Annotated in this window: 27 protein-coding genes; 10 read left to right on the top strand and 17 right to left on the bottom strand. The window is 51.8% G+C overall.

Annotated elements, in window-relative coordinates; all coding sequences use genetic code 11:
- Positions 1-24 precede the first annotated feature (24 nt).
- From RT52_RS04615 to RT52_RS04605, 3 genes are all read left to right on the top strand, one after another.
- On the top strand, positions 25-381 hold the full coding sequence (locus RT52_RS04615; RefSeq protein ID WP_034804675.1) for a PilZ domain-containing protein: 357 nt from the start codon (positions 25-27) through the stop codon (positions 379-381).
- Positions 382-467: 86 nt separating this feature from the next.
- On the top strand, positions 468-1100 hold the full coding sequence (locus RT52_RS04610; protein WP_034815349.1) for a hypothetical protein: 633 nt from the start codon (positions 468-470) through the stop codon (positions 1098-1100).
- Between the two features lie 119 nt (positions 1101-1219).
- Positions 1220-1489, top strand: a complete 270-nt coding sequence (locus RT52_RS04605; protein ID WP_235193371.1) for a hypothetical protein — start codon at positions 1220-1222, stop codon at positions 1487-1489.
- A gap of 44 nt (positions 1490-1533) precedes the next feature.
- On the opposite strand, the gene RT52_RS17030 is transcribed toward RT52_RS04605, so the two are convergent.
- Together RT52_RS17030 and RT52_RS04595 are read right to left on the bottom strand one after the other, a co-directional pair.
- Entirely contained in the window at positions 1534-1659 is a 126-nt protein-coding gene (locus tag RT52_RS17030) for a hypothetical protein (RefSeq protein WP_034815346.1), read from the bottom strand.
- 57 nt (positions 1660-1716) lie between these two features.
- Entirely contained in the window at positions 1717-4380 is a 2664-nt protein-coding gene (locus RT52_RS04595; RefSeq protein ID WP_034815344.1) for a cation-transporting P-type ATPase, read from the bottom strand.
- A gap of 254 nt (positions 4381-4634) precedes the next feature.
- On the opposite strand from RT52_RS04595, the gene RT52_RS04590 reads away from it, so the two are divergent.
- The gene (locus tag RT52_RS04590; RefSeq protein WP_034815342.1) at positions 4635-5666 is read left to right on the top strand and encodes a PTS sugar transporter subunit IIC; all 1032 of its coding nucleotides are present in this window, start codon (positions 4635-4637) and stop codon (positions 5664-5666) included.
- Between the two features lie 37 nt (positions 5667-5703).
- On the opposite strand, the gene RT52_RS04585 is transcribed toward RT52_RS04590, so the two are convergent.
- From RT52_RS04585 to RT52_RS04575, 3 genes are all read right to left on the bottom strand, one after another.
- On the bottom strand, positions 5704-6696 hold the full coding sequence (locus RT52_RS04585; RefSeq protein ID WP_034815340.1) for a Gfo/Idh/MocA family protein: 993 nt from the start codon (positions 6694-6696) through the stop codon (positions 5704-5706).
- Positions 6697-6754: 58 nt separating this feature from the next.
- On the bottom strand, positions 6755-7243 hold the full coding sequence (locus RT52_RS04580) for a GNAT family N-acetyltransferase (protein ID WP_034804688.1): 489 nt from the start codon (positions 7241-7243) through the stop codon (positions 6755-6757).
- A 78-nt stretch (positions 7244-7321) separates the two neighbouring features.
- Positions 7322-7753: an OsmC family protein gene (locus tag RT52_RS04575; protein WP_034804689.1), complete on the bottom strand. Its 432-nt coding sequence runs from the start codon at positions 7751-7753 to the stop codon at positions 7322-7324.
- A gap of 93 nt (positions 7754-7846) precedes the next feature.
- On the opposite strand from RT52_RS04575, the gene cls reads away from it, so the two are divergent.
- From cls to RT52_RS15970, 3 genes are all read left to right on the top strand, one after another.
- Complete coding sequence (cls, locus tag RT52_RS04570; RefSeq protein WP_034815339.1) at positions 7847-9304, top strand: cardiolipin synthase; 1458 nt, start codon at positions 7847-7849, stop codon at positions 9302-9304.
- A 67-nt stretch (positions 9305-9371) separates the two neighbouring features.
- Positions 9372-10364, top strand: coding sequence for a hypothetical protein (locus RT52_RS04565; protein WP_034815338.1), 993 nt, complete (start codon positions 9372-9374; stop codon positions 10362-10364).
- A 249-nt stretch (positions 10365-10613) separates the two neighbouring features.
- Positions 10614-11486, top strand: coding sequence for a GGDEF domain-containing protein (locus RT52_RS15970; RefSeq protein WP_051690261.1), 873 nt, complete (start codon positions 10614-10616; stop codon positions 11484-11486).
- Between the two features lie 48 nt (positions 11487-11534).
- Here the strand turns inward: RT52_RS15970 and RT52_RS04555 are convergent, their stop codons facing one another.
- From RT52_RS04555 to RT52_RS04515, 9 genes are all read right to left on the bottom strand, one after another.
- Positions 11535-13514 (bottom strand): methyl-accepting chemotaxis protein, encoded by a 1980-nt coding sequence (locus tag RT52_RS04555; protein ID WP_034815337.1) that lies wholly within the window; start codon positions 13512-13514, stop codon positions 11535-11537.
- A 198-nt stretch (positions 13515-13712) separates the two neighbouring features.
- Positions 13713-14144 (bottom strand): hypothetical protein, encoded by a 432-nt coding sequence (locus RT52_RS04550; protein WP_034815335.1) that lies wholly within the window; start codon positions 14142-14144, stop codon positions 13713-13715.
- 151 nt (positions 14145-14295) lie between these two features.
- Positions 14296-14544, bottom strand: coding sequence for a hypothetical protein (locus tag RT52_RS04545; protein WP_034815334.1), 249 nt, complete (start codon positions 14542-14544; stop codon positions 14296-14298).
- 21 nt (positions 14545-14565) lie between these two features.
- Complete coding sequence (locus tag RT52_RS04540) at positions 14566-15090, bottom strand: hypothetical protein (protein ID WP_034815333.1); 525 nt, start codon at positions 15088-15090, stop codon at positions 14566-14568.
- 64 nt (positions 15091-15154) lie between these two features.
- On the bottom strand, positions 15155-15676 hold the full coding sequence (locus tag RT52_RS04535; protein WP_034815332.1) for a GNAT family N-acetyltransferase: 522 nt from the start codon (positions 15674-15676) through the stop codon (positions 15155-15157).
- A 131-nt stretch (positions 15677-15807) separates the two neighbouring features.
- Positions 15808-17724, bottom strand: a complete 1917-nt coding sequence (locus RT52_RS04530) for a PTS fructose transporter subunit IIABC (RefSeq protein ID WP_034804698.1) — start codon at positions 17722-17724, stop codon at positions 15808-15810.
- Complete coding sequence (pfkB, locus tag RT52_RS04525) at positions 17721-18650, bottom strand: 1-phosphofructokinase (RefSeq protein ID WP_034804701.1); 930 nt, start codon at positions 18648-18650, stop codon at positions 17721-17723. The genes RT52_RS04530 and pfkB overlap by 4 nt, the downstream gene beginning before the upstream one ends.
- Positions 18647-19393, bottom strand: a complete 747-nt coding sequence (locus tag RT52_RS04520) for a DeoR/GlpR family DNA-binding transcription regulator (RefSeq protein ID WP_034804704.1) — start codon at positions 19391-19393, stop codon at positions 18647-18649. The genes pfkB and RT52_RS04520 overlap by 4 nt, the downstream gene beginning before the upstream one ends.
- A 136-nt stretch (positions 19394-19529) precedes the next feature.
- Positions 19530-20444 (bottom strand): alpha/beta hydrolase, encoded by a 915-nt coding sequence (locus tag RT52_RS04515; RefSeq protein WP_034804707.1) that lies wholly within the window; start codon positions 20442-20444, stop codon positions 19530-19532.
- A gap of 192 nt (positions 20445-20636) precedes the next feature.
- Between RT52_RS04515 and RT52_RS04510 the strand changes: the two genes are divergently transcribed.
- Positions 20637-20900 (top strand): hypothetical protein, encoded by a 264-nt coding sequence (locus tag RT52_RS04510; protein WP_034804710.1) that lies wholly within the window; start codon positions 20637-20639, stop codon positions 20898-20900.
- Between the two features lie 64 nt (positions 20901-20964).
- Here the strand turns inward: RT52_RS04510 and RT52_RS16305 are convergent, their stop codons facing one another.
- Both RT52_RS16305 and RT52_RS04505 read right to left on the bottom strand, forming a co-directional pair.
- The gene (locus tag RT52_RS16305; RefSeq protein ID WP_156028770.1) at positions 20965-21102 is read right to left on the bottom strand and encodes a hypothetical protein; all 138 of its coding nucleotides are present in this window, start codon (positions 21100-21102) and stop codon (positions 20965-20967) included.
- A gap of 246 nt (positions 21103-21348) precedes the next feature.
- Positions 21349-22539: a M28 family peptidase gene (locus RT52_RS04505; protein WP_034815331.1), complete on the bottom strand. Its 1191-nt coding sequence runs from the start codon at positions 22537-22539 to the stop codon at positions 21349-21351.
- Positions 22540-22828: 289 nt separating this feature from the next.
- On the opposite strand from RT52_RS04505, the gene RT52_RS04500 reads away from it, so the two are divergent.
- On the top strand, positions 22829-23065 hold the full coding sequence (locus RT52_RS04500; RefSeq protein ID WP_034815329.1) for a hypothetical protein: 237 nt from the start codon (positions 22829-22831) through the stop codon (positions 23063-23065).
- A 39-nt stretch (positions 23066-23104) separates the two neighbouring features.
- Here the strand turns inward: RT52_RS04500 and adhE are convergent, their stop codons facing one another.
- Positions 23105-25696, bottom strand: coding sequence for a bifunctional acetaldehyde-CoA/alcohol dehydrogenase (adhE, locus tag RT52_RS04495; RefSeq protein ID WP_034815327.1), 2592 nt, complete (start codon positions 25694-25696; stop codon positions 23105-23107).
- Positions 25697-26085: 389 nt separating this feature from the next.
- On the opposite strand from adhE, the gene RT52_RS04490 reads away from it, so the two are divergent.
- The gene (locus RT52_RS04490; protein WP_034804716.1) at positions 26086-26532 is read left to right on the top strand and encodes a MarR family winged helix-turn-helix transcriptional regulator; all 447 of its coding nucleotides are present in this window, start codon (positions 26086-26088) and stop codon (positions 26530-26532) included.
- The last annotated feature ends 13 nt before the right edge of the window (positions 26533-26545 follow it).

Below are 26545 nucleotides of genomic sequence, written 5' to 3'. Positions count from 1 at the left end.
GGAGTAGAGAAATGAGGTGAATTGATGCGTTATCGACGCCAAGAGACTTTTCGCTACATCCTACCAAATCCTCGTTTTATCCCGTACCGCCTCGTATGGGAAGACAAAGAATTGCATGACGGCGAAGCGATGTTGTTGAACATCAGCTCCCACGGTATGAAATTGCGTTGTGACTACCTCTTCCCTTTGTCTGAAGGGTTGAAGGTGACCGTCACCCTCGACCTCGTCCCGATGCTACAAGCAATCGAAGTGACGGGCCATGTACGGCACCGCAGTCAGATGGGGAGCCTGTATGACTACGGAATCATGCTTGATACGAACGCGGAAGAGACGCAACAGCTCGTGACGATGATTAAATCTTATGCACGCGAGAACCAGTGAGAGAGTGTCTAATGACACTTTCTCATTTTTCGTTCTTAAAAATCAGGGTATACTATGGGAAACAGTACTAGACGTGAGGTGTTGGCATGACGAGAAAGTTTTTATTGATTCCTTGGGGCATCGCGATCGCCATCGCCGTCCTCGGCCCAAACGAGCCGTTCTCGAGCCGGTTTTTGCTCGACTTTGTAACGTATAACACAGATGTATATGAGGGCTATTCTTTGTCCTTATTCAGCATCCTAGGCGTGTATCCGCTCGCTTTGTTCCCACTCCTCTGGTCGGAGGTCAATCAATTACGACCGAATCCGCTCTTGCCTGCAGCGACCGGTTTCGTCGTCGGCGGTTTTCTCATCGCCCCGTACTTAGCCTTTGCTCGGCAGTCGCCCTACCCGACACCGATCAAGCCGCTCCCGACACGATTACTCGGGGTCGTGTTGCTCGCCGTGACGATCGGCTTATTCATCGCAGCCGCGACGACGGGTGACGTCGGGACGTATTGGTCGTACGTGGAACAGAATCAGTTCGTCCGGACCATGACGGTCGATTTCTTCTTACTTGCCTGCATTCAAATCACGCTCATGAACCGCGATGCGAAACGATACAAGATGAGCCTTTGGCCGCTACCGTACATCCCGTTGTTCGGATTGTTGTTCTGGCTCATTATCCGACACAAACAGCCGTTCAACGAAGCGCCGACAAAGCGCCCTCGACACTCGTAAAACACGAACTCCTGGAACAGTTCCGGGTGTTCGTGTTTCTTCATGTGTTCGAATAAGGTATGATGGACGTTGAAACGAAATCATTTGAATCGAACGGAAGAGAAAGTAGGAATGAAACGATGCGTTATTTTAAAGTCATGACTCATACGAACGACAAACAAGAGGAAGTCATCCTCAGCGAGTATCACAAAGTACCGGAGAAGAAAGTCGATCAATTCTTAAAAGACATGCTCGAACTCGATATGTATGAAGAGAACGTCAGCTTAAAAGAGTGTCAAGTCGCCAAAGACCGTTGGGAATGTCCGGTCGGTGACTTCGTCATCGTCGAATACTTTAATGAAAAAGAGTTTGACCGCATGAATGAATTTAAAGCCGTCAAGAAAAAATGAACGCAAAAAGGAGAGGACCTCATTGAAGGCCCTCTCCTTTTTAATTATTCGTTATCTTCTTCCGGGTCCGGGTCAGGATGTTGTGTCGGCGCCGGTTTTTTAGCGGGATCGGATTGTTCGTCTGGCTCTGGGTCTGGATGGACCCCTGGCTGTGATTCGTCACGTTTCATAAAGCAACCCTCCTTTTCGATAATTCATTCTTTCCACCGCGTTACACTTCTGAAACGTCAGTGAATGTTTTTATCTCCGATGACGCGACGCGAGATAGCTTTCTCAATTTCAACAATCACGAAGACAATGAAACCGAACACGACCGGGAAGAGCCAGTCACTTAACTCGAGTGCGGCTGTGCCGAACAGCGTATGCATGAACGGCACGTACGTGATGAACAACTGGAGCGCAATCAAGAGTCCGGAGACAATGAATGCGATCTTGTTGTCAAAGAAGTGACGGTTAAACGCTGGCGCGAGCTCGGTCCGACAGTTGTACAAGTGGAACAACTGGGCCATGACAATCGTGTTGAGCGTAATCGTCTGCAACTTCGCCGTCGAGAAATCGTAATCGGCGAGCAGATAGTTGATGGCGAGACTACCTCCCCCAATCAAGATCGAGACGAAGATAATTCGGAAGACATAATATTTACTCAAGAGCGGCACGTTCGCCGGACGCGGTGGCCGTTTCATCGTGCTTTCCTCGAGCGGCTCGAAAGCGATCGCGAGCGAGAGCGTGATGGCGACGACCATGTTGACCCATAAAATCTGGACCGGACTAAGCGGCGCGGAAGCTCCCAGCAAAATACTCATCGCGACGAGGAGCGCCTGTCCACCGTTCGTCGGCAATAGGAACAAAATCGTCTTCTTCAAGTTGTCATAGACGCGGCGTCCTTCACGGACGGCATTATAAATCGTTTTAAAGTTATCATCGACAAGGACCATCTGAGAGGCTTCTTTTGCGACCTCTGTCCCTTTAATCCCCATTGCGACCCCGATATCGGCCCGCTTCAAGGCCGGCGCGTCGTTGACCCCATCTCCCGTCATCGACGTGATGAGCCCGTTCTGTTGGAGGCCTTTGACGAGGCGTAGTTTATCGTTCGGACTCGTCCGTGCGAAGACATCGTTATGAACCGACGCTTCTTTAATCTCTTCGTCAGACATGTTCGTCAATTCTTTTCCTTCAAGCGCACCTTCGACTTCCATCCCAAGTTCACGGGCGATGGCGACGGCCGTATCTTTATGGTCACCGGTGATCATCTTGATGCGGATGCCGGCATCCCGACAAGCAGCGACCGCTTCGATTGCTTCTGGACGAGGCGGGTCGACGATGCCGTAAAGTCCGAGGAAGGTCACCCCATCTTCGACATCTTCATGGTCGACCGTGTCTTTCGAAGCATCGACACGTTTAAACCCGCCCCCGAGAACACGTTGACCGCGGTCGGCAATCTCTTTTCGTTTTTCGTCCCAATATGCCCGGTCGAAATCGTTCCCTTCGGCCATATCGAACAGACGATCCGGCGCGCCTTTGATAAAGATCATGCGCTCCTCTTTATAGTCGACGAGCGTAGCCATATATTTATATTCTGAATCAAACGGAATCTTCGAGATGACTTTTAACCGCTCAATCGGCTGTTCGGCCTTCTCGGCGAGCGTCAACAGACACGCCTCGGTCGGGTCCCCGTTGACAACCCATTTTCCTTCTTCTTGATACAGTTGAGCATCGTTACACGTCTTCCCGACCGTGAGTAAATCAACCATCGAAGCATCATCGTCGAGATCGAACGGTTGACCGTTGATTTCAAGGTCTCCGTCTGGTGCATATCCGCTTCCCGATACTTCGATATCGTGTTTCGCCGTCACGACTTGTTTGACGGTCATCTCATTTTTCGTCAACGTACCCGTCTTATCTGTACAAATGACCGAGACAGCACCGAGCGTCTCGACCGATGGTAGACTTCGAACGATTGCTTTCTTCTCGGCCATGTTTCGGACACCGAGCGCGAGAATAATCGAGATGACAGCCGGTAATCCTTCTGGAATCGCGGCAACGGCAAGACCAATCGTCGTCAGCATCAGTTCAATCGGGTCATAATCGCGGAAGAAATAGCCGAATGCATAAATGGCGATTGAAATGACGAGAATGGCGATTGACACCGTTTGACCGAACTTCGTCGTCTGACGGATAAGCGGCGTTTTTACGGTCTCGACTTCAGCGATCGAAGCGTTGATTTGACCGAGTTCCGTCCCTTCCCCGATGGACGTGACGAGTGCTTTCGCACTGCCCGTCGCGACACTCGTTCCGGAGTAAATCATGTTTTTCCGGTCACCGAGTACCGCGTCTTCCGGTACGACTTTAATTTTTTTCTCGACCGTTGTCGCTTCCCCGGTCAAGGCGGATTCTTCCACTTTAAATTTCTCGGCTTGGACGACGCGGGCGTCGGCCGGAACTTTATCTCCGGCAGCGAGCACCATGACGTCGCCGACGACGAGGTCGCTCGAGTCGACTTGAATTTGTTTTCCGTCACGGATGACGCTCGCTTTCGTCTCCAGTAGTTTCTTTATTCCTTCAAGCGCCTGTTCGGCTTTGTTTTCCTGAAGATATCCGACGACCGCGATGATCGTCACGACGAGTAAGATGACGATTGTATCGATATACTCACCGAGAAATCCGGTCACGACGGCTGCACCGAGAAGGACGTAGACGAGAACGTCATTGAACTGTCGTAAAAACTTGATGATTTCTGGCGTCTTCTCCTTCTCGGGCAATACGTTCTTCCCGTATTTTTCTTGTCGACTCGATACTTCCTCATTCGTGAGACCGTGGTCGACGTCTGTCTCGAGATGCTCCCTCACCTGGTCCGGTTCGAGGGCGTGCCACTTCTGATTCTCGATCTCCATCTCTGCTTCTCCTCCTCAATTCCATCTATCTAAATCTACTTCTACTTCCTGTTTCCCACTCCAACGCATCCTGACACATTTTCACAACTTTTTTCAGCACATTTTCATTACTGACCGACTATAATTTTCCAAAAGACACATTGGAAACGTTATCATCGAACTTTCTTATGTCAGTTCGTTGAAATGGCTTTACAGGAGCGATGGGATGTTTAAATATAGAAGAAATACAAACAGAGAGAAAGAGGTACAACATCATGGTGATCATTCAAGGGATAGCATTGTTGCTATTGATTCTCGCACTTTTTACATTATTCAGTTACAAAGCTCCGTTCGGCATGAAAGCGATGGGGGCGCTTGCCGGGGCGGCCATCGCCACATTCTTAGTCGAGGCGTTCAACGCCTACGCCATCGGCGGACTCTTACCGCTTCCACTCTATGAGGAAGTCGGGCAAGCCGCCGGCTCGCTCTCCGGACCGGCAGCAGCGGCGCTCGTCGCCATCGCGCTCGGGATCAATCCGGTCTATGCACTCATGCTTGGACTTTCCGTCTCTGGATTCGGCATCTTGCCAGGATTCTTCGCCGGATACATCCTCGGGCTGCTCGGGCGTCGCCTCGACAAACACTTGCCTGCCGGGGTCGATATGATTTTCTACGTCATCATCATGGCGCCGCTCGCCCGACTCGTCGCCATTGGGATTGATCCGATCGTCTCCAATACGCTTGCCCAAATTGGGGCGGTCATCGAACTTGCGGCGACACAGAATCCGATTGTTATGGGACTCGTCTTGGGCGGCATTGTGACGGTCGTCTCGACGTCACCGCTCAGCTCGATGGCCTTGACGGCTATGCTCGGCCTTACAGGCGTACCGATGGCCATTGCCGCGCTCGCCTTAACGGCCTCGATTTCAATGAACTTCTTGTTGTTCAAACGTTTGAACATCGGGACGAAGAAAGATCAGTTGTCGGTCGCTATCGAACCGCTCACGCAAGCCGACCTCATCTCGGCCAACCCGATTCCCATCTATAGCGTCAACTTTGTCGGCGGCGCTTTGGCCGGTCTCGTCGTCGCGATGACCGGGATGGTCAACAACGCACCAGGTTCGGCTGCAGGTGTTCCAGGACTCCTCGTCATGTACGGGTTCAACGATTGGCAAACCGTTACGGTAACGGCCGTCATCGTGTTCGGAATCGGGATTGTCGCTGGTCTCGTCGGTAGCAAGCTCTTTAAAAACTTCCCGATCGTCTCGCAAAGCGAGAAGACGATTGAAGCAGAAGAAGCAGCATAAAAAATTCGGACGTCCCTCGGGACGTCGAATTTTTTGGTTAGAAATCGATTGTACGTTGTTCGTCTGAAGACAAACGGGCCAGCTCGATGACTCGTGTCGTCAAGAGCGCGTCACTTAGCGGGACGAGCGGACGGCGGGCGATAAAACTAGCTGCGAGTTCCCGGTAAAAGTCGGTGTAGCGACCAGACTCGATCGCGACCGCACTCGTCTCGCCTTGGCTGAGCGTTCCCGTCTCGAGGACGTCCGGCGACAGATTCCCATTCCGCAGTGCCGCTTCTTGCGGGTCGAGCCCATGTTTGATGAAACTTCCTTTTGTCCCGTGCAACTCGAAACGAGGTGCCTCGCCGGCGATGAACGGATTCGAGCGCAGATACACCCGCTTCTCTCCATGATGGAGCGTGATGAAGAAGCCGTCGTCCGATTGCCCTCCGTCGCGTTGAATCATCACGTCCGCTTGCACCCGGTCTGGAACACCGAACAAGACGAGCGCTTGGTCAATCAAATGACTGCCGAGGTCGAACAAGATACCCGACCCAGGCCCTGCGTTCTCCCGCCACCGGTCACGGACGGCGGGCCGGAAACGGTCAAATCGGGACTCGAATACTTTCCAGTCCCCGAGTTCCCCCTTTTCAAGTAGCGCCTTGACTGTCAAGAAGTCCCCGTCCGTCCGGCGATTATGGAACACGTTGACGATGCCTCGACTGTTCGCCTCAAGGTCGCGGAGCTTCTCGCCTTCCTTGACGCTCAAGAACGCAGGTTTTTCGACGAGGACGTCTTTCCCGGCCTTTAAACACGCCTCGACCATGTCGTTATGTAGATGCGACGGCGTCGTGATGACGAACAGTGTCGCCTCACTCTCGAGTGCCGCCTCGAGTGACTCGTACACGGTCACATCTGGTAACTCGCGCTTCACGTCGTCCGGCCGTGATGAGACGACACCCGTCACGTTATATTCGTCTAACGCCTTTAAAAAAGGTAAATGAAACGTCGTCGCCGAGAATCCGAATCCGACTAAAATCGTGTTGATCATGTACTCTCCTCCTATCGGTCATCCTTTAGTATAGCAAAAAGAGAGGTCGTTTGACCTCTCATGCACTGACGCTCGCCTCGAGCTTGTATTCAAACGTATTGTACCCATTCCTCGAGCCGACATATACGAAGCCGAACCGGGGGTAATAGTCGTTCAAAAACGCGTTGTCTGCGACACAGTCGAGACGGATCGGCTCGTCCCCGTCCGCTTCTTCGAGGACGTGTTGCATCAACCGTTGTCCGACCCCTTGCCCTTTCAACTGTTCGCTGACGACGATGCGGTGAATATATTGACCGCGCTCGCCATCTTCCCATAAGGCATGGTCCCACTCGTCCGGTGGAAGCAAGGCGATCGAGGCCAATATGGCATCTGCTTGTTCATATACATAAACGTCACCGCTAGCGATGTCGGTCTCTACCCGTTTCAACAAATCTTGCTCCAAATATTCCGTCCATTGGTCGCTTCCTTGTTCATTTAGCGCTACGGCTCGTTGTTCGATTAAATTCGCGATGTTTGAGGCATCGCGTTTCGTCGCGAGTCGAATCATAACGTCCTCCTTAGTCATACAGTATTTGAAATACCAATATAACGGACGTGTCTGACCGATTTCAACCATCTTGCTTCATTAATCCGCCCGGAACAAGACGACCTCTCCCCCGTTCAACCGATAACTGTACGTGAACGTCGCGTTCAAGCTGTGTGAGACAGAGCAATACCGGTCGACCGATAGTTCGATGGCGCGGCGGACGCGTTCTTCGGGCATATCGCCTTTGAGCACATACAGAAGGTGAATCGCCGTGAACCGTTTCGGGTGTTCCGTCGCCCGGACGCCGTCAATCTCCATCTCGAACGTCTCGAGTGGTAGCCGCATCTTATGAAGAATCGAGACGATGTCGATTCCGGTGCATGTGGCCGTCGCCTGTAAAAGCATCTCGGTCGGTCGTGGACCGAGGTTCAATCCGCCGACGTCTTCCCCCGCGTCAAGCGTGACCCGGTGCCCCGATGGCGTCATCGATTCGAACGCCATTCCTTGTTTCCAGTCCAGTTTTATATGCATCTTGTTTCTCCCCCTTTGTTTCGATAGCATACTATTCCCCGTAATGAGGTATGATAATGCTAGATGTTCAAATTGTCGTTAGGAGAGTGGATTATGGATTGGTCCGTCATTATCAGCTGGGGATTGTATGTCGTCCTTGGATTAAACTTATTATTCGCGCTCGCTGTCATCTTCGCCGAGCGCCGTGACGTCGGGGCCACCTGGGCGTGGCTCCTCGTCCTATTTTTCTTGCCGATTCTCGGCTTTATCGTCTATTTGTTTTTAGGACGCCAATTGAAGAAAGACAACTTCTTCAACTTGAGCGTCGAGGAGCGTTCGTTCCACTCGCTTCAAGTCGAGAATCAAATCGAACAATTGCGCCGGAAAGAGACGGCGCTCCAGCAACCGTTATTCGAGAAGTATGAGCAACTGCTCGAGATGAACCTACGCTCCTCGAAATCACTCGTCAGCGTCCACAACAAGTCGTCCATCTTACATGATGGGGAACAGAAATTCAAGGCGCTTATGGATGACATCCGGAACGCCGAGACCGAAATCAATATCCAGTATTACATCATCCAGCGGGACGCCCTCGGCAAGGCGCTCATCCACGAATTGATCGAACGCGCCAAGGCCGGCGTCAAAGTACGTCTATTGTATGATGCCGTCGGGTCACGCAGCTTGCGGAACTCCGATTTTAAAGAACTGATCGCCCATAACGGTGAGGTCCGCGTCTTCTTTCCACCGACGCTCGGAATCATCAACTTCAAACTGAACAACCGAAACCACCGCAAGCTCGTCATCATCGACGGGAAGATCGGGTATGTCGGCGGTTTCAACGTCGGGACCGAATATCTCGGCCTCGTCGAGAAGTTCGGGTATTGGCGCGATACCCACCTCCGGGTTGAGGGTGACGTCGTCTATCATCTGCAGCACCGTTTCATCTTGGACTGGAACTATTCAGGACACGATAAGCACGACCCGGAAAACACGTTCTGTTTTGCCCGGCACGACATCTCGACCAAATCGCCGATGCAAATCGTGACGAGCGGTCCGAACTCGGACACGGAGCATTTGAAGAACATGATGATCAAAATGATCATGTCGGCGAAACATCGTGTCATCATTCAGACGCCATATTTCATCCCCGACGCGAGTTTCATGGACGCCTGCAAGATGGCGCTCCTTTCCGGCGTCGAGATGAACATCATGATTCCCGGGAAACCGGACCATCCGTTCGTCATGTGGGCGTCGCTGTCGTTCCTCGGCGAGCTGCTCGATTACGGGGCGAACGTCTATATGTACGACCAAGGCTTCTTACATGCGAAGACGCTCGTCGTCGATGATGAGATTGCGACGGTCGGGACGACGAACCTCGATGCCCGAAGTTTCCGCTTGAATTTCGAAGTGAACGCCCTCATTTATGACAAACAAGTCGCCCTCGAGCTCGCCTCGCTGTTCGAGTCAGATATTGCCGTCAGCCGACGCCACACGGTCGAAGATTACGCCGAACGGAAATGGACCGTCCGGATGCGAGAAGGCGTGTCACGCCTGCTCAGTCCAATCTTATAATGTCAGAATGGTCCGCTTCTCATCGGAGAGCGGACTTTTCAATAGTGAACAATGAATAGGAGGAAGTATGTTGTCAAATCAATCCATATGTGAAGCCTGTCAGCACCGAACAGTCGATGTCATCGAGACGACCGATGACCCGGTTCAACCGTACCGTCTGTGCGCCTCGTGCCATGAACGACTGATGGACTATGCCTTGCGCCCGATCGAGTGGTACAACTTGGCAAGTGTACATGGATCGTTTAAGCCGATGCTACATGACGACTTATACGATGAAGATGGCACGGCGTGTCAACCGGAAACAGAAGTCATCGTGACGAGACAGGACTTGCCCCCTTCGCTTGAGCAAGCCCAATCCAATGTCGAGGCGCTCCTTTCGTTTGCCGTAACGAGGTGGTATGTCGAGGACGAAGTCATCAGTGCTTTGAAGCAACACGACGCGCTTGAGCTGCTCGATGCCTTGAAGACAAGATATGAGCAGACCGCAAACCTCGACGTGAAGGCCCGTCTGCTCGAAATCGTCGCTGACGTCATCCAAACACCGGCAGCCGACTGGGTACGCAGCCTCTGGCATGATGTCGACGTAGAGCTACTCGATTCACTCGCTTCTGCGACCGCGACCAGTCTACCGACCGAAGAAGGGTTGAAACGCGTTTACGACAAGTTGGACGCGATTGAACCGAAAGAACTTCCGAGTGTCGCATTCTTATGTTTATATCGTTTCCGTTCGCCTGACGTGCTCGATTGGATCGAGTCAAACTGTGACGCGTTCGATTCGAACTGGGCGAGACTCGCTGCCGTCAGCATGCCGACGTGGCATCGGATGAATGCCTGGTTAGAACGTGGACGGCCGTTCAGTTTAGTCGCGCTTGAAGCGATGGTCAGCTGTGTAGAAGGCCATGGTGGGTTGTATGTCGACACCCAATCGCCCCGCATCCTCGAGACGCATCTCGACGAAATCGAACCGGTGTTGACTGCGTACGAACGAAACGATTCCGTTCCCCGTGTGAGACGACAGGTCGCAATCCTCCTCCAAAATAAGGACGACATCTTTACGTGATTCAACTTAAGACAAAAGGGGGTGCCTCGTTCGCATCCTCTTTTTCTCTGCGTTGATTGACTAGCAGCACGTGCCTCAATTTTTGTATTCGATTTGACTAATCCTTGACAGTTTTTTAGATTCAGCACATTTCTCTATCTTTTTAGCTAATCCAATTCCAATTCAGGGTATAAAGTATCAATACGAACGTCCTAAGCTTTCAATTTCCACTCGGAAAGGAGGAAGTATGCGTTCGCGCATATGTCACCTATGGCTGATCCTAGAGACCAACATGAAGCAACTGCAGCACGAATCGATCCTTCCTCATGGGACGAACTTCCGGTCGGACTGTTCTCATTTGACCGGTCCGGCCGAATCATCAGCTACAACGAGGCGTTCATCGTACTACTCGGTCTGTCCGTGCATGATTACCCTTCATTTGAACGATGCACGTCTGTTCAATTGAATTTGAGTGAGGCAGCAGAACGCGTCTTGTCAGGCGAGACGGTCCGTCTTGCCGGATGGCACCATCGCTCGAACGAGCAGGCCCGCTTCCTTCGGACGACGATGTCGCCAAGTTTCCAAAACGACCGCGTGACCGGAGGCGTCGGCGTGCTCGAAGACGCGACCGAGCAGCGGCGTTACGAAGAACGGATGGAACAGCTGTCCTCCCTCGATCCGTTGACCGAACTGTACAACCGTAAGAAAGTGAGCGACTTGTTGATGGCCGTGGCCGAGCGTCCCGATGCCTCAACGGATGCCGCGGTCATCATGCTCGATATCGATTATTTCAAGCTCGTCAACGATACGTTCGGCCACCCGACAGGAGATCTCGTCTTACGCTCAATCGCCCAGCTACTCCGACGAAACATCCGGAAGACCGATGCGATTGGCCGCTGGGGCGGGGAAGAGTTTTTAATCGTCGCCCCGCATTCCTCACTCGCCGACGGGGTCCGTTTGGCCGACAAGCTCCGCCAAACCGTGAACGACGAACCGTTCGGGCCAGTCCCTCACGTAACGTGCTCGTTCGGCGTCAGTTCGTTCGCCGGCGGCAAATCGGTCGAGCAAGTGTTACAAGACGCGGACGAAGCGTTATATGCGGCGAAACACCACGGTCGGAATCAAGTCTCAAGCAAGCAATGAAAAAAGGCGTCGCAATCCTCCGAGTTTGGAGTTCGCGACGCTTTGTCGTTAAATCGTGAATCGTGAAACGAGTTCTTGTAGTTCTTCTGCCATATCGGCGAGTGCTTTCGCGGATTGTGACACTTCCTCCATCGAACCGAGTTGATCTTCGGTCGTCGCGGCCACTTGCTTCGAGGCACTCGAGTTCTCATCGGCGATGTGCGCGATTTGTGTCGCCGCAGCTGATACTTCTTCGACGTTCGCGGCGATCTCTTCGACCGTCGCCGTCACGTCCTCGATGCGCGGGGTCATCGCTTGCGTCCGGGCCATGATTTTATGGAACCGGGCCGCTGTGTTCTCCGTCGTCTCGAGCCCTGCTTTCGTATGACCCGACACTTCTTTCATCAAGACAACCGACTGTTCGGTCTCTTGTTTGATGCGTTCAATCAAATGGGCAATCTGTTTCGTCGACTGTTGTGATTGTTCGGCGAGCTTCCGTACCTCGCTCGCGACGACCGCGAACCCTTTGCCGTTCTCGCCGGCCCGGGCCGCCTCGATTGCTGCGTTCAAGGCGAGCAAGTTCGTCTGCGCCGCGATTCCGTTAATGACGTCGACGATATTCCCAATCTCGTTTGAGCGGTCTGACAGCGACTCGATGACGTGAGCGAAAGATTCGACCGACGTATCGATGGCGCGCATCTGGGCCACGTTCTCTGTCACGGCAGCGGTCCCATCCTCTGCTTCCATCGCCGTCTCGCGCGAGAGCTCTGACACGTCCGTCGAACTCTCTGCGATGCGCATGATTCCCGAAGTGATGGCTTGAAGTGAGACGGCATTATCGTCAAGTTGACGTTTTGAGTCGTCCGCCCCGGCCGCCATCTGTTGAATCGCACCGGCAATCTGTTCAGAGGACGCCGTGTTTTGAGCGGAATTGGCCATCAGTTCTTGCGACGATGCCGCCACTTGACCGATTGATGCATCAAGTCTTGAAACAATCGTCCGCAAAGATTGGGTCATCGCATTGAAACTTTCGGATACACGCCCGATTTCGTCGTTTGAGTCAACCCGAATCTGTTCCGTCAAATCACCTTGTTGAATGCGTGCGGCCCCGGCGGTCAAACGATTGAGCGGACGAACGATGGAGCGAATGACGAAATAGAGTAGAGCCGACGCGATGAGAATCATCCCCGCGATGACCGCGAGCGTCGTCCACAAAATGCCGACCGTCTCTTGGTCGATCTCGGCTTCGTAAAGCGTACCGGCGACTTTCCAACCGGTCAGTCCGTTCGTCATGAAATCCATTTGTTTCGCGTCACCTTCGAGCGTATAGGCGAAGCTGTCCGCCTCTTTGCTGTAGAGCGGTTCGACCCAGTCGCCCGATGCCTCTTCCCCAGCTGCGAGCGTCGGATGGGTGACGAACCGCTCAGTCCGGTCGAGAATCGTGATATAGCCGTCTTTCCCGATTTGAATGCTCGCCGCGACGGCTGCGATGTCATTGACGTCGACATCGACCGCGATGACCCCTCGTCCATCAGTCGCTTCGCGCGACAAGGTGACCATCATCTTCTCTGACGCGGCGTCGACGTACGGGTCGGTGATGACGACTTGCCCAGCTGCCGCTTCGGCCGCCTCGTACCACGGACGCGTCCGCGGGTCGTAGTCATCCGGAAGTGTCTGTTCAGGATAGATGGTCATCTCGCCTTCGACAGAGGCATAATAGATGTTGGTGACTTTCGGATGTGTCGCCAAATACTCGAGGAGCTTCTCTTCTAATGCCAGATTGTCACCTCCCGACTCGTAGAGCGTCGCATCGATGCGCTCGGCAAAGAAATCGACGTCACCTTTAATCGGACCAATCAAATTGTTGATCTCGACATCCATCCGCTCCACACCCGAGTGGGCAGACTGCAAAATTTGATCTTTGATTTTCTGTTTCGCCTGACCATAGGCGACAAGTCCAATCAATAAAGAGGGAACGAGTAAAACGAGTGCAGACATGATAATCAATTTCTGTTTGATGCTGATCGTGCGTGTTGACTTTCGGTTCATAAAACAACTCCAATCTCGAGCGATCGCTCGTCACGTTACTGACAATATCGGACAAAATCTGTGTTTCTTTATAACCCTCACTAAAATTCTTCTCGCTAGTTAGAATATTCATAATTGAAAACCTTTTCATTCCAGCTTGCAGTCGACAAACGACAAAAACACCTGCTCGCGCAGGTGCAAAGGATGTGTTTGTGGAGCCTAATTATGCCTTTTTCCATGTCGGTTTATAAATAGCAAGAATGCCGAGACAATTTCTTCGTAGGATTTTAACGGTTGGTATTTTATATGTTTTATAAAAGAGACGATAGTATGACGTTCCAATTCTATACCGTGTAATGTAGCTTGATAGTTCAGTTCATATAACAGTTCAAGATCAAGGTTTCTTTTCAATAGCAACCCTTCGCCCAAGCCTGCTCTCGCTTGTTCAGCCCGAAGAATGTAATTGTCGTCTCGGATGTCTTTAATCAACTGACAATAGAGACCAGATGAAGTTTTTTCGATTGAAGCCCAATCAAAACGTTTGACCGATTCCAATGTAGAATGTTTGAATACATCGCCACTCCAATAGTTGTACCATTCGACCTCGTCTGGTTTGAGGAAGATTGCTTCATCCTTTTCATACTCATACATATAGTGCGTCACGGTCTCCTTAGCTATGAAGGCCCGGTATGGCGTTAGCGCGTCGCACAGCGCTTTAAAAAATAAAACCCACTCGTCCGGCCGCTCATGGAAGTGGGCTTCAGAGAGGTTTACAGCTACATAAAAGCTACCAGGCAGACCCTCACCTCGTGTATGAAACGCTATCCAGCTTTTCCTTTGCTTGAGAGAGCCAATAAAAAAGAAAATGACCGTCAAGGCCGTCCATCCACATGCTTAGAAACGTTTCAATTGTAAACGGGGTGTTGATCGGCTCATAGAAACCTAATTTGTCTATGACTAGACCATAGTCCGTCATGATGTTTAATACGTCGCGAGCTGTCTGTTGGTTCGTCTCGCGCTCGAAATGAAACTTCAACTGAATCGTATTCATACGCTGTTCCCCTCCCCCCCTTTAGTCTTCAAGATACATAGCCAACTGGCGCAACTCGTCTTGAAGTGACGAGAGATCAACCGCTGAATGAACACCCATCATGTAGTCGTATCCGATGAACACTTTGAACATATACGCTTCGTCTGAGCCTTCCGTCTTATGTTCTAACTCGGCGTATAGCCCATTCCTTAACATGAGTCGTAGTATGTTCGGGATGTGACGCCGCGATAGGACGTTGCCTGTCTTCATTTTTTTACGCATGTCTCTCATTCGAATCGGATAGAGCGCATTGAACGCACGTCTTGAAGAAGGGTGATACGCATAGTCATGGAAACGTCGCTCAAGGTAGGAGACGGTCAACGTTTTCACGCCCAAATCATCCATGATTCGCTCAATCGCTTCAATGTAATTGGCTTCCACACGTAGATATTCTTCAAGCGTGAAGACAATCCCGTCATACGTGTCACCGATGCATGACATATCGATCCATTCGTCAATCTTCCCTCTCGTGTCAGGATTGTATTTCGTCACACTGTATATATACATCCAGTCATCTTCTCCTTTTGATTGGAAGTCGTCAAAAAAGACGCGACAACGAGGTCACGTCCGTTCAAGCACCGATAATGGCATCATAATTGGCCTTCGTCCACCCGTAGGCGACTTCGCGAAGCGCGATTTCCCCGAACGTGCGCTCTTTTTCGTCAATCACTTCGCCTTGTTTTTGCTCGTAAAACGAGCGATACGGGTTCAACTCGAGCGCCCAGATGATCATCCCTGAGCTACTCATCGCTTCGACTGCCTTCTCGAGCAAACGTGAGCCGAGACCGTTCCCTTGATGTTCTTCGAGCACGTAGATGGCGTACACTTCATTCGAATGGTCTGGATACTTCCCTGTCCGCTCTGCGCCGTAAAGGACGAAGCCGACAATTTCTTCATCGACGACGGCGACATATCCGTCCACTTCCCGTTGCGAGAGGGCGTCGCGGACCTTCTCGGCCCACTCAACCGCGTTCGATGACAACTTCAATAGAAAATCGGTCGGCACGATGCCCCGATACGTCGTCCGCCAACCGTTCACTCGGACGCGTGCGATTCCATACGCATCTTTCGGTTCAGCTACTCGTATAATCATCTCGGCCCCCTCCTAGCACAAGTTTTACAAGTATTTTACCACAAATCGCCACCTTGCAATCCATTAGCCAAGCAAATCCAAAGACAATTTAGCGACAAAAAACGACCGTGGTCTGTCCACGGTCGTTCATCTTACGCGACGTCTTGTTTCGGTGTAGGTGTAGCGGTCGCAGTCGTAAGTGGTTTTTTCAAGAATGAAAGGAGGAGTGCTCCAATCAAGGCACCAGCGAGAATCGCAAGTGCGTAAAGCCCCATGCTCATGACGACGTTTCCGGCTCCTTCAAGGAGTGGGAAGACGAAGATGCCGCCGTGCGGTGCAGGCAATTGGATGGCGAAGAATGCTGACAATCCACCGGCGATGGCAGATCCGAGAATCGCTGACGGCAAGACGCGAATCGGGTCAGCCGCTGCGAACGGGATGGCCGCTTCCGTGATGAAGGATGCACCCATGACGTAGGCGGTCTTCCCTGCCTCACGCTCTTGTTTCGAGAACTTCTGACGTGCGAACACAGTCGATGCGAGTGCGACGAGAAGTGGCGGGACCATCCCACCGGCCATGACAGCCGCCATGACTTCCTGGTTTCCGGCCGTGAGGGCTGCTGTACCGAAGACGTAGGCGGTCTTGTTGATCGGACCACCCATATCGACTGCCATCATGCCTCCGACGATGACGCCGAGCAAGACGGCGTTCGCACCGCTCATGCCGTTGAGCACTTCCATGAGCCATGTCATGAACGCGGCAATCGGTTCGTTGACGACGAGTAACATGATCATCCCTGAGATGAATGAACCGAGTAGCGGGAACAAGAGAACTGGCTTGATTCCTTCAAGTGAGGCCGGCAAATTCGCGAGCGCACGCTTTAAGAACACGACGACATAACCTGCGAGGAAACCGGCGATGAGACCACCGAGGAACCCTGCCCCACCCTCACTTGCGAGGAAACCGGCGACGAGACCTGGTGCAAGACCCGGACGGTCGGCGATGGACATCGCGATGAAACCGGCAAGGACTGGAACGAGGAACCCGAAAGCGGCGCCACCGATCGTCATGAGTTGTGCGGCAAATTCGTTGTATGACGGATCGTCCGGATTCGCCGAGTTGATGCCCCAGAAGAAGCTGAGTGCGATCAAGAGACCACCCGCGACGACGAGGGGAAGCATCGCTGAGACCCCGCTCATCAAGTGTTTGTATACACCGGTACGCTGTTCTTTTTTCTCGCCACCAGATTTACCAGTCGACTGATAAACCGGCGCATCTTGCTTCACGGCACGGTTAATCAATTCTTCCGGTTTCCGGATCCCTTGGGCGACCGGAACTTCGATGACGTGTTTGCCGGCGAAGCGGTCCATCTCGACCGCCTTGTCCGCCGCGACGATGATCGCTGTCGCTTTCGCGATGTCAGCCGACGTCAATTCATTTTTCACTCCGGTCGATCCGTTCGTCTCGACTTTCATCTCGACGCCCATCGCGTCCGCTTTTTGTTTCAAGCTATCGGCGGCCATGTACGTGTGCGCGATCCCTGTCGGACAAGCCGTGACAGCGAGAATGTATGGCGCGTCTTCGTTCACCGCTTTCGCTTCGACCGGAGCCGCTTCAGCCGCTTCTTTCTCTTCGATGGCCCGAATGACGTCATCGGCAGAAGTCGCAGCGTAAAGGCGTTCTTGGAAGTTCGGGTCCATAAGGAAGACAGATAATTTCGATAACGTTTCCAAGTGCTCATTGTTCGCATGCTCACCCGCTGCGATCATGAAGAACAAGCGGCTGTCTTGCCCGTCAAGCGCCTCATAATCGATGCCTTCCGAGCGTCCGAACGCGATTGCCGGCTCTTTGACCGCTTTCGTCTTCGCGTGTGGAATCGCGATTCCTTCTCCGAGACCGGTCGTGCTTTGCGCTTCACGCGCCAGGATGGCGTCACGATAGCCGTTCCGGTCCGAAAGTTTTCCGGCCCGGTCGAGCACGTCGACGAGTTCTTCGATGACGTCGGCTTTCGTACGGCTGCCGAGATTCAATTGAATCGTGTCCTTTTTGAGCAGATCCGTGATGTTCATGTTGTTTCCTCCAATCGAGATAGTGGGGTGACGTCGACTTCGCCGACCAAGCGGTCCACGTCTTGTTTCGTACAGAGGCCAAACGTATAGGCAGACGCGCTGCCGGTCGTCACCGCATAGCGGAACGCCTCCGACGCGTCGTGGTCGAGAATGTTGGCGACGAACCCGGCGACAAGCGAGTCACCGGCTCCGACCGAGTTGACGAGCTTCCCGTTCGGCGTATTGGCCGTATAGGCTCCGCTCGCGTTGACGAGCATCGCGCCGTCACCGGCGAACGAGACGATGACGTTCTGCGCTCCACGTTCGACGAGCTTCTCCGCAAAGGGGAGTGCCTGTTCGAACGTCTCGATGTCCGTATCGAACAGTTCGCCGAGCTCGTGATGGTTCGGTTTGATCATGAGCGGCTCGAGCGACAACACTTCGAGCATCGCTTCCTTCGTCGTATCGACGACGAATTCGGCCCCGTTGGCCCGTACCTTCTCGGCAAGCGTCCGGTAGAGCGTGCTCGGTAAGTTGCCCGGGATGCTGCCCGCGAGGACGACGATGTCACCTGGGCTCACGTGTTCGAACTGCTTCGTCAGCTGTTCGAGCTCGCTATCTTGAATGACGGGGCCGCTCGCATTGAGCTCCGTCTCTTCTTTGGCCCGAATCTTGACATTGATTCGGGTCTCGCCCGCGACTTCGATGAAGTCCGTTTGGACACCCTTGTCTTTTAGCGCTTGTTTAATAAATTCACCGGTCGATCCACCGACGAAACCGAGCGCGACCGTCTCGACATCATATTCACGCAAGACGAACGCGACGTTGATTCCTTTGCCGCCTGCGGTTTGTGTTGTCTCTTGAATCCGATTCACTTCTCCTAGCACGACTTCTGGTAACGTGACATAGTAGTCGATCGAAGGGTTGAGCGTTAACGTGTAAATCATTGGGCGTTCACCACCTTTGTAGTAGATTCGATTGAACGGACGTACGCGACATCTGACAGTGTGACGAGCGTCGCCGCCTCGAGCGGCGCGACTCGACTGAATGATCGTTTCCCGAATTTCGAGTCATCTGCCAAGATGTACGCCGTACGAGCGAGTTCAATCGCCGTTTTTTTGACGAGGGCTTCTTCTGGATCCGGTGTCGTATAACCGGCTTCAAGGTCGACGCCGTTGATGCCTAAAAATGCGAGGTCGACCCGATAGTTCATCATGCTCTCGCGGGCGTTATAGCCGACGAGCGCCTGGGTCGAACGCTTTAGTTCACCACCGATGACGAACGTTTTAATATCGAGGTCGAACAAGTCGTTCGCAATCGGAAGACTGTTCGTGACGACGATGACTTGTTTTCCGGTTAAGAACGGGACCATCGCTTGTGTCGTCGTCCCGGCATCGAGGTAGACGGACATCCCATCCTCGATGAACGTCGCGGCCTTCCGTGCGATCGCGACTTTCTCATCGACGTGACGGTCACGCTTCTCTTCAAACGTCGGTTCTTCTTCCGGGTGAATGACGAGCGTGGCGCCACCGTGGACCCGTTCTAAATAACCTTCTGCCTCAAGATCGGTCAAATCACGACGAATCGTCGACTCTGACGCTTCTGTCAATTCGACCAGTTCTTTCAATTTGACGATCCGTTGTTCCGATAACCGTTGCAAAATTAATTGATGTCGTTGTTTCGTTAACATCATATTCCCTCCGTAGTTATAATATAAAGCGTTTACATTCAAAAAACAATCAAAAACATTCATATTCGTTCATTTATTTTTTAATTGTCACAATTATAACATAAAAAACGGTCACCTAGTGACCGTTTTTGACTGTTCATTGTTGCTTTTGGAGCCATTCGTCAATCTTTTGGATTAAAACAGGGTGTAGCGGCGCCTCGATGGCATCACGATATTCTTTATGCAACTGAAGCAACGAGTGCGGCGTGGTCCGCTCGACAAGCAAGTGGTTCATGTCTTTCAAGATGTCGCTCGTAACGTCCCCTTTCGTCCTGACGGAATGAACGTGTTCCGGCGGGACTTGGACGTCACGGTCACCGGTGATGGCAAGGACCGGTACACGCACGTGCTCGAGCCGCTCGCGGACGTCATACGAGGCGTGCTCCCGAATCCACTTCGCATTGACGATTTGGCCTCGGAATTTGAATGAGGCGACGTTCGTCCGCAGCGAGCGTTCGAACAATTCATCTTGCCGTTTGCGCACTTTCGCCGGGACGCCGGTCAAGCGATAAAACATCCCTTTCAGTCCTTTGACGGACCCGATCTCATTGGCGAGCGCATCGGCTTGAAGCAAAAACATCTGTTTCGACGCGTCGTTAAATCCGGCTAAGAGAATCAAACCCGTCGCTTTCGTCTCGAGTTGAACGGCCGGTGCGATGACCGCCCCTTCGCTATGACCGAGAATGACGACGTCGGTCACCTCTGGCAAACGCTTGACTTGATTGACGACGGCGATCGCATCGTCGATCAAGTCGTGCAACCCGACTTTGTTGAAGTCGCCGTCCGATTCGCCAATCCCTTGTTTGTCATATCGAAAGACGTTGACGCCCATCTCGAACAGGGCCTCTGCCAATTTTTTATACGTTCCGAACGACGACGGACCCATGTTCCCATCGCGGTCACTCGGTCCGCTCCCGCTCAAGATGACGACCGTCTTTCGCGGCGTGTCATGTAATTGCAGTGTTCCAATCAATTCACCGTAAGGTCTTGTAATCGTTAAGTTTTGTTCCATCGTATCGCCTCCTCTTTCATCATACCGGACATCACGAGACGTATCGAGCAAAACTGATGAACGGACAGGTGGGGCATCCCCATCCCTCTTCTTTGATTGTATAAGTTAAAAGGATAATACTACCATTTGTCGAAAGAACACATAGCGTCATCTGATGGAGACGACAAGTCAAATTACGAGAGGAATGAGAGAATGTTCGAAAAAATGGTTCGGTATGGCTGGAACGTCCTATCCGGTTTGTTTGTGTTGGCCTGTTCACTTTGGTTGAGCGGTCCAGGCATAGCCGAAACGGACACGCCAGACTATCGCTGGTATTTCATGTTATGGTTCCTGCTGTGGACGATTGGGTTCCTGTTGCAATTCAAGCAACGAACGAAATCGATGGGGTTGGTGCTCACGTTCATCCCGACGCTATATTATCTATTCCTTGCATTGCGGGCGATGGAACTTTTCTAGCATACTTTGTCCATGCAGACGTCTTTGACCGAGCTCTAACTATGATTCAAGAAATATAAATGGATTAGGTCAACGCTTGTAGTGCGGAGGAAATATGAAGTAATGCATTGATCAGCTCATCGACGTGCCAAGCGATATAGCCGCTGCTGATCGCGATGATCGTGAGCATCGTCAGCTTATATATTTGAATTGTATCTTTCATTTGTCTCATCCTTTCATCAGTTAGATTTTTGAACCTCAATCCCTACAAACGAGCGTACCATGTTTCCATTATTATGTAATCAATGTACAGATTTGAATTACGATTTATGCACAACTGCGCAAACTTCTGACGGTCACGACATATACCATCATCGCTTGGATAACTCGCTTCAAAATTACTCGTCCCTAGAAGTCTAATGAGTAAAAAGGACCGTAGACCATGTATCGTCTACAGTCCTTCATTCGTTTATTGTGTCGTTAACCACTCGACTAACCAGTCTACATGCTCGCGCATCGCGTCATCCGATAGCCGATCGATCGTGTCGTCCTCGGTAAAAACATCCTGGCTCGCTGTGAGCGAATCGTTCATCGAGATGACATCGATGCCGGCTTGTCGATATTCGTCTAAAATCGACACCCCTAAACTTCTCACTTCGACATCTTCAAACGCTGCACTGTCCATGAACGGATACGACTTCATGCCGTGCGTTTTGACGAAGCGGTCCGTATCCCCTGTCCCAATCAAGTCAAGCAACATGACGGTTCTCGTTGTCACGTCGCGCTCTTCCAACATGCCAAGGTAATGCGTGCTCGCCTCGTACCCTTCCCCGTACCCGTTCAAAAAGACGTAGCGAATCGTCGCCTTCGTCTTGACGTCATCCATCGCTTGAATGACTTGATACAGAATCGAGGCACCACCGAGGCCAGTTAACGCATGGTCCCCGTATCCACTGCTATCGAGTCGTGCCATCACAATCACTTCCTCATCTGTCGTCCCGGTCTGAACGAATTCCGTATAGGGCATTTCCGATTCATACGGTTCGATCGTCACGGTTTGGCCATCCGTCAGCATCTCGGCCGTTTCAGTCCCGACGCCGGTTCCATTAAAACGTAGCCAAGCCGACACATGGACGAATCCGAACTCATCCTGAGCATCTGGATGAGGCGTGATTAAGTAACCGGCTGCTCCCGCTTCTTTCAATTTCGTCAAGTAACGATTCGCCGCCTCATCATTGAGCACCTCACCATAATGGTCAAGGTGATACGCGTCATCCCGCGCCTCAAATGACGCCTCGGTCATCGGCAAGACGACGATTTTGTCGGTCACGTCAGGAATCGGTGCGTCCCATTCGATGTGGATGACGTCACCTTGAATCGGTTCTTCCACCCTCATCGACGAGTATCCGTCGAACAGCTCATCTCCTATCGTGACGTCCGTATAAAACGTTTGGAACGGGGCGTCGTGCATAAGGCGATCCATGTTCAAATCAAGATCGACACCGAGCGATTCAAACAGCTCCGCATTTTCCCAACTATCGACATGACGGTCGTACGAGGCAAAATATTCGGCCGTCTCATACGGGCTATCGAGCGAGAGCGGGTTCACATATAAAAACGTGACATAAAGCGCATAAATGAAACTAAGGAAGGTGTTCATATAACGTATCTCCAATACTAATAAATAATTTCGACCAAGAAATTGTAAAGAATGGATAACTTGGCATATATTATTATAGATACGTTTTTTAAGAATTTGAATTTAATTTTTTACGAAATTCAATATATTTTTTCACTTTAAGTCTTTCGTCATGGACTGAACGGCTCCATGTATTCGTTCCGCTTCTTCCTACAATCGCCCACTCGGTAAAGCGAGAATCATTTCAAGAAGGTTGGTACTCCCTATGAATCCGGTTCAATGGAATCAAAAACGAAAAGAAAGACGCTACATGTACGCCTTCATCCTCCTCACTCTACTCAATACGGTGCAACATGCATATGACATCGGTTCTGACGCCTCTTCCCCATACCGACTCGTCGGTGGTCTCATTTTGTATGCGATCCTGCTCTATTTTGGGCTAAAAGAAAAAAGGTGGGCCGAGATCGCCATCAAGTTTGTCGTCTGGTTCAACGTCATCGCTTTACTCATCATCGTCTTGTTCATGGGACTCTCCCTGCTCGAATGAAAAAAGGCGGCCACTCGTTTGAGTGGTCGCCTGTGTTGGTTATACGCCTTCGTAAGCAGCGTACATGATCTCTTTCAATTCTTCAACGAGCGGCATTTTCGGGTTGGCCGTCGTACATTGATCTTCGAACGCGTCGACCGCCATCTTGTCGACTTTCGCGTCGAGGTCCGCTTTTTTGATGCCTTGTGCTTTGAACGAGAGCTTGATGTTCAAGCGCTGACCGAGCTCGATGACAGCTTGGATGAGTGACTCGACGCCTTCTTCCGTCGTGCTCGCTGGAAGTCCGAGGTAGCGCGCGATTTCTGCGTAACGCTCGTCGGCGATGAACGACTCATATTTCGGGAACGCCGCGAGTTTCGATGGTCGTGTCGCGTTGTAGCGGATGACGTGTGGCATGAGAATCGCGTTCGTCCGTCCGTGCGGGACGTGGAACTCGCCACCGATTTTATGTGCGATCGAGTGGTTGATGCCGAGGAACGCGTTCGCGAACGCCATACCCGCCATTGTCGATGCGTTGTGGACTTTCTGACGGGCTTCGGCGTCACTTCCGTTCTCATACGCTTTCGGGAGGTAATCGAAAATCATCTTCATCGAACGGAGCGCAAGTCCGTCTGTATAATCGTTAGCCATGACTGAGACGTACGCTTCGATGGCGTGTGTCAACACGTCCATTCCTGTATCGGCCGTGATCGACGCTGGGACCGTCATGACGAACTCAGGGTCGACGATGGCGACGTCCGGTGTGATCGCGTAGTCAGCAATCGGGTACTTCACGTTTTTCTTCTTATCTGTGATGACCGTGAACGGTGTCACTTCAGAACCCGTACCTGATGTTGTCGGGATGGCGACGAACATCGACTTGTTGCCGAGCGTCGGGAACTTGTACGTCCGTTTGCGGATATCCATGAATTTTTGGCGAAGGTTCGAGAACTTCTCTTCTGGGCGTTCGTAGAAGAGCCACATGCCTTTCGCGGCATCCATCGGCGAACCGCCACCGAGCGCGATAATCATATCTGGTTGGAAGTGACGCATCGCTTCGGCACCGCGCATGACCGTCTCAACGGATGGGTCTGGCTCGACTTGGTCGAAGATGCGGTACTCGACGCCAGCAGGCAAGTTTTTGACGACTTTATCGGCAAATCCGAGTTTGACCATCATTTCATCCGTGACGATCATCGCCCGTTTTTTCGATGTGAGCGATTGAAGGTACTGGACTGAGTTTTTCTCAAAGTAAATCTTTTCAGGGACTTTAAACCATTGCATGTTCACGCGACGTCTCGCCACCTTTTTCACGTTGAGTAGATGTTTCGCCGTCACGTTCTCAGAGACGGAGTTTTTCCCGTACGACCCACAACCGAGCGTGAGCGACGGTGTCATTTCGTTATAGAGGTCACCGATCCCGCCGTGTGCCGTTGGCGAGTTGACGATGATGCGGCAAGCTTTCATCCGGAGTCCGAACGCGATAATGGCGTCCTCGTCTGTCGAGTGAATCGCTGCCGTATGACCGAGGCCGCCGATTTCAAGCATCTTCTCAGCGATGGCGAACCCTTCTTCACGCGATTGGACTTTATACGCACCGAGCACCGGGCTTAATTTTTCATGTGAGAGAAGTTCTGTCGCACCGACCGTCTCGAGTTCGGCGATTAAGATTTTTGTATCGGCCGGGACTGTGAGTCCAGCTTTCTCGGCGATCCAGGCTGCCGGCTTCCCGACGATTTCCGGGTTGACCGCACATGAGTCTGTTTTGATGACGAGTGTCTCGAGTTTCGCTTTCTCTTCTGGTGAGCAGAAGTAGCAGCCGAGTGCCGTCATTTCCGCTTTCACTTCTTCATACACTTCTTGGTCGACGATAATCGCTTGTTCAGACGCACAGATCATACCGTTATCGAACGTTTTCGACAAGATAACGTCCGAGATGGCACGTTTCACTTTTGCTGTTTTGTCGATATAAGCAGGTACGTTACCTGGTCCGACACCGAGGGCCGGTTTACCAGTCGAGTAAGCCGATTTGACCATCGCCGCTCCACCTGTTGCGAGGACCATGGCGACGCCTGGGTGGTTCATGAGTGCTTTCGTCGCGTCGAGTGACGGTTTTTCGACCCATTGAATCAAGTGTTCCGGTGCGCCAGCTTCGATGGCTGCATCACGAAGGATGCGTGCCGCTTCGCTTGAACACTGTTGTGCCGACGGGTGGAAACCGAAGATGATCGGGTTACGCGTCTTGATGGCGATGATTGCTTTAAACATCGTCGTTGACGTCGGGTTCGTCACCGGTGTGACCCCAGCGACGACACCGACCGGCTCGGCGATGTACGTGATGCCGTTTTGCTCGTCGTCTTCGATGACGCCGACCGTCTTCTCGCCACGGAGCGAGTTGTAAATATATTCTGTCGCGAAGATGTTTTTGATCATCTTGTCTTCAAATACACCACGACCTGTTTCTTCATATGCATGTTTTGCGAGAGCGACGTGCTGTTCGAGTCCGGCGAGCGCCATCGCTTGAACGATCGCATCGATCTTCTCTTGGTCGAACGTCATCAACGTATCGAGCGCTTTATGCGCTTGTGTGACGAGCGTGTCGACCATCTGTTCTGCTGATGTCTCTACTACTGCTTTCTCTTTAACTGCCATGTTGGTTTCCTCCTCATGAATGAGAGCTGATAAGTTTGACTTGATGGAGAGCACGGGGCAATCAGTTGGTTCAAGAAGAGTTTGTGCTTTCCTTCACATTCATAGAATACACCGATTTTCCGATTTTGTGCGTGACAACAATGTGAACTATTTCACAAGATTTTTTAGAAGAATGAGGATAGGGATTGCTTTTTCAGATGATGCTCAGTAAAATCTTATTCGTTTTCATGAAAATAAAGTATAGACGATATGTAAACGCTTACAAACGTTGTGTCCACGATGCGACGGAAGCGCTGTGCAAAATGTCACGGAATGAGGATTGGTCGTCCAAGCCGTCCCCCACTCGTGTATAATGGGAAGTAGAACCTGATTAGGAAGTGAATAGACCTATGCCTAGACAAGATGCAGCCGATCAGTTCGTTAAACTGATCCCATTGATTCGTAGAAAATTACTTCGCCGCTCGGACTTGCCCCAAATCCCGAACTTGAACTTCTCTCATTTTCATCTATTGATGTTGATTGAAGACGAGGGTGCCGTCACAAACGGACACATTAGCGAGACGTTATCAATCGCCCCACCGAACGTGACGCCGCTCATCACGAAACTCGTCGATGAAGGATACATCACCCGCGTGCCGGACGAGCGTGACCGCCGCGTCATCTGGAATCAATTGACCGAGAAAGGCGAACAGGTCCTTCGGGAACGACGCGATTCGTTCCGCCGCCTGTTCGAAGATCGCCTCGCCTTTTTAGATGAGGACGAGACCGCACGATTGATTGATAGCTTGAAGACACTGACCGAGATTGTCGAGAAGATGGACAAGAGCGAGGGATGATTTTTACTCGTCA

Source organism: Exiguobacterium alkaliphilum 12/1, assembly GCF_000714435.1.
Lineage (GTDB): Bacteria > Bacillota > Bacilli > Exiguobacteriales > Exiguobacteriaceae > Exiguobacterium > Exiguobacterium alkaliphilum.
Note: the sequence above shows the minus strand (reverse complement) of the source record. Positions and strands in the feature narration are given on the sequence as shown.

Coding starts and splice junctions, on each gene's coding strand:
- RT52_RS04610 (WP_034815349.1), top strand. CDS start 468: ATGACGAGAAAGTTTTTATTGATTCCTTGGGGCATCGCGATCGCCATC.
- RT52_RS04605 (WP_235193371.1), top strand. CDS start 1,220: ATGCGTTATTTTAAAGTCATGACTCATACGAACGACAAACAAGAGGAA.
- RT52_RS04615 (WP_034804675.1), top strand. CDS start 25: ATGCGTTATCGACGCCAAGAGACTTTTCGCTACATCCTACCAAATCCT.
- RT52_RS04520 (WP_034804704.1), bottom strand. CDS start 19,393: ATGTTAACGAAACAACGACATCAATTAATTTTGCAACGGTTATCGGAA.
- adhE (WP_034815327.1), bottom strand. CDS start 25,696: ATGGCAGTTAAAGAGAAAGCAGTAGTAGAGACATCAGCAGAACAGATG.
- RT52_RS04585 (WP_034815340.1), bottom strand. CDS start 6,696: ATGATCAACACGATTTTAGTCGGATTCGGATTCTCGGCGACGACGTTT.
- RT52_RS04500 (WP_034815329.1), top strand. CDS start 22,829: ATGTACGCCTTCATCCTCCTCACTCTACTCAATACGGTGCAACATGCA.
- RT52_RS04590 (WP_034815342.1), top strand. CDS start 4,635: ATGGTGATCATTCAAGGGATAGCATTGTTGCTATTGATTCTCGCACTT.
- RT52_RS04535 (WP_034815332.1), bottom strand. CDS start 15,676: ATGATTATACGAGTAGCTGAACCGAAAGATGCGTATGGAATCGCACGC.
- RT52_RS04515 (WP_034804707.1), bottom strand. CDS start 20,444: ATGGAACAAAACTTAACGATTACAAGACCTTACGGTGAATTGATTGGA.
- RT52_RS16305 (WP_156028770.1), bottom strand. CDS start 21,102: ATGAAAGATACAATTCAAATATATAAGCTGACGATGCTCACGATCATC.
- RT52_RS04510 (WP_034804710.1), top strand. CDS start 20,637: ATGTTCGAAAAAATGGTTCGGTATGGCTGGAACGTCCTATCCGGTTTG.
- RT52_RS04540 (WP_034815333.1), bottom strand. CDS start 15,090: ATGTATATATACAGTGTGACGAAATACAATCCTGACACGAGAGGGAAG.
- RT52_RS15970 (WP_051690261.1), top strand. CDS start 10,614: ATGGCTGATCCTAGAGACCAACATGAAGCAACTGCAGCACGAATCGAT.
- pfkB (WP_034804701.1), bottom strand. CDS start 18,650: ATGATTTACACGTTAACGCTCAACCCTTCGATCGACTACTATGTCACG.
- RT52_RS04575 (WP_034804689.1), bottom strand. CDS start 7,753: ATGCATATAAAACTGGACTGGAAACAAGGAATGGCGTTCGAATCGATG.
- RT52_RS04550 (WP_034815335.1), bottom strand. CDS start 14,144: ATGTATGAGTATGAAAAGGATGAAGCAATCTTCCTCAAACCAGACGAG.
- RT52_RS04580 (WP_034804688.1), bottom strand. CDS start 7,243: ATGATTCGACTCGCGACGAAACGCGATGCCTCAAACATCGCGAATTTA.
- cls (WP_034815339.1), top strand. CDS start 7,847: ATGGATTGGTCCGTCATTATCAGCTGGGGATTGTATGTCGTCCTTGGA.
- RT52_RS04555 (WP_034815337.1), bottom strand. CDS start 13,514: ATGAACCGAAAGTCAACACGCACGATCAGCATCAAACAGAAATTGATT.
- RT52_RS04505 (WP_034815331.1), bottom strand. CDS start 22,539: ATGAACACCTTCCTTAGTTTCATTTATGCGCTTTATGTCACGTTTTTA.
- RT52_RS17030 (WP_034815346.1), bottom strand. CDS start 1,659: ATGAAACGTGACGAATCACAGCCAGGGGTCCATCCAGACCCAGAGCCA.
- RT52_RS04595 (WP_034815344.1), bottom strand. CDS start 4,380: ATGGAGATCGAGAATCAGAAGTGGCACGCCCTCGAACCGGACCAGGTG.
- RT52_RS04545 (WP_034815334.1), bottom strand. CDS start 14,544: ATGAATACGATTCAGTTGAAGTTTCATTTCGAGCGCGAGACGAACCAA.
- RT52_RS04530 (WP_034804698.1), bottom strand. CDS start 17,724: ATGAACATCACGGATCTGCTCAAAAAGGACACGATTCAATTGAATCTC.
- RT52_RS04565 (WP_034815338.1), top strand. CDS start 9,372: ATGTTGTCAAATCAATCCATATGTGAAGCCTGTCAGCACCGAACAGTC.
- RT52_RS04490 (WP_034804716.1), top strand. CDS start 26,086: ATGCCTAGACAAGATGCAGCCGATCAGTTCGTTAAACTGATCCCATTG.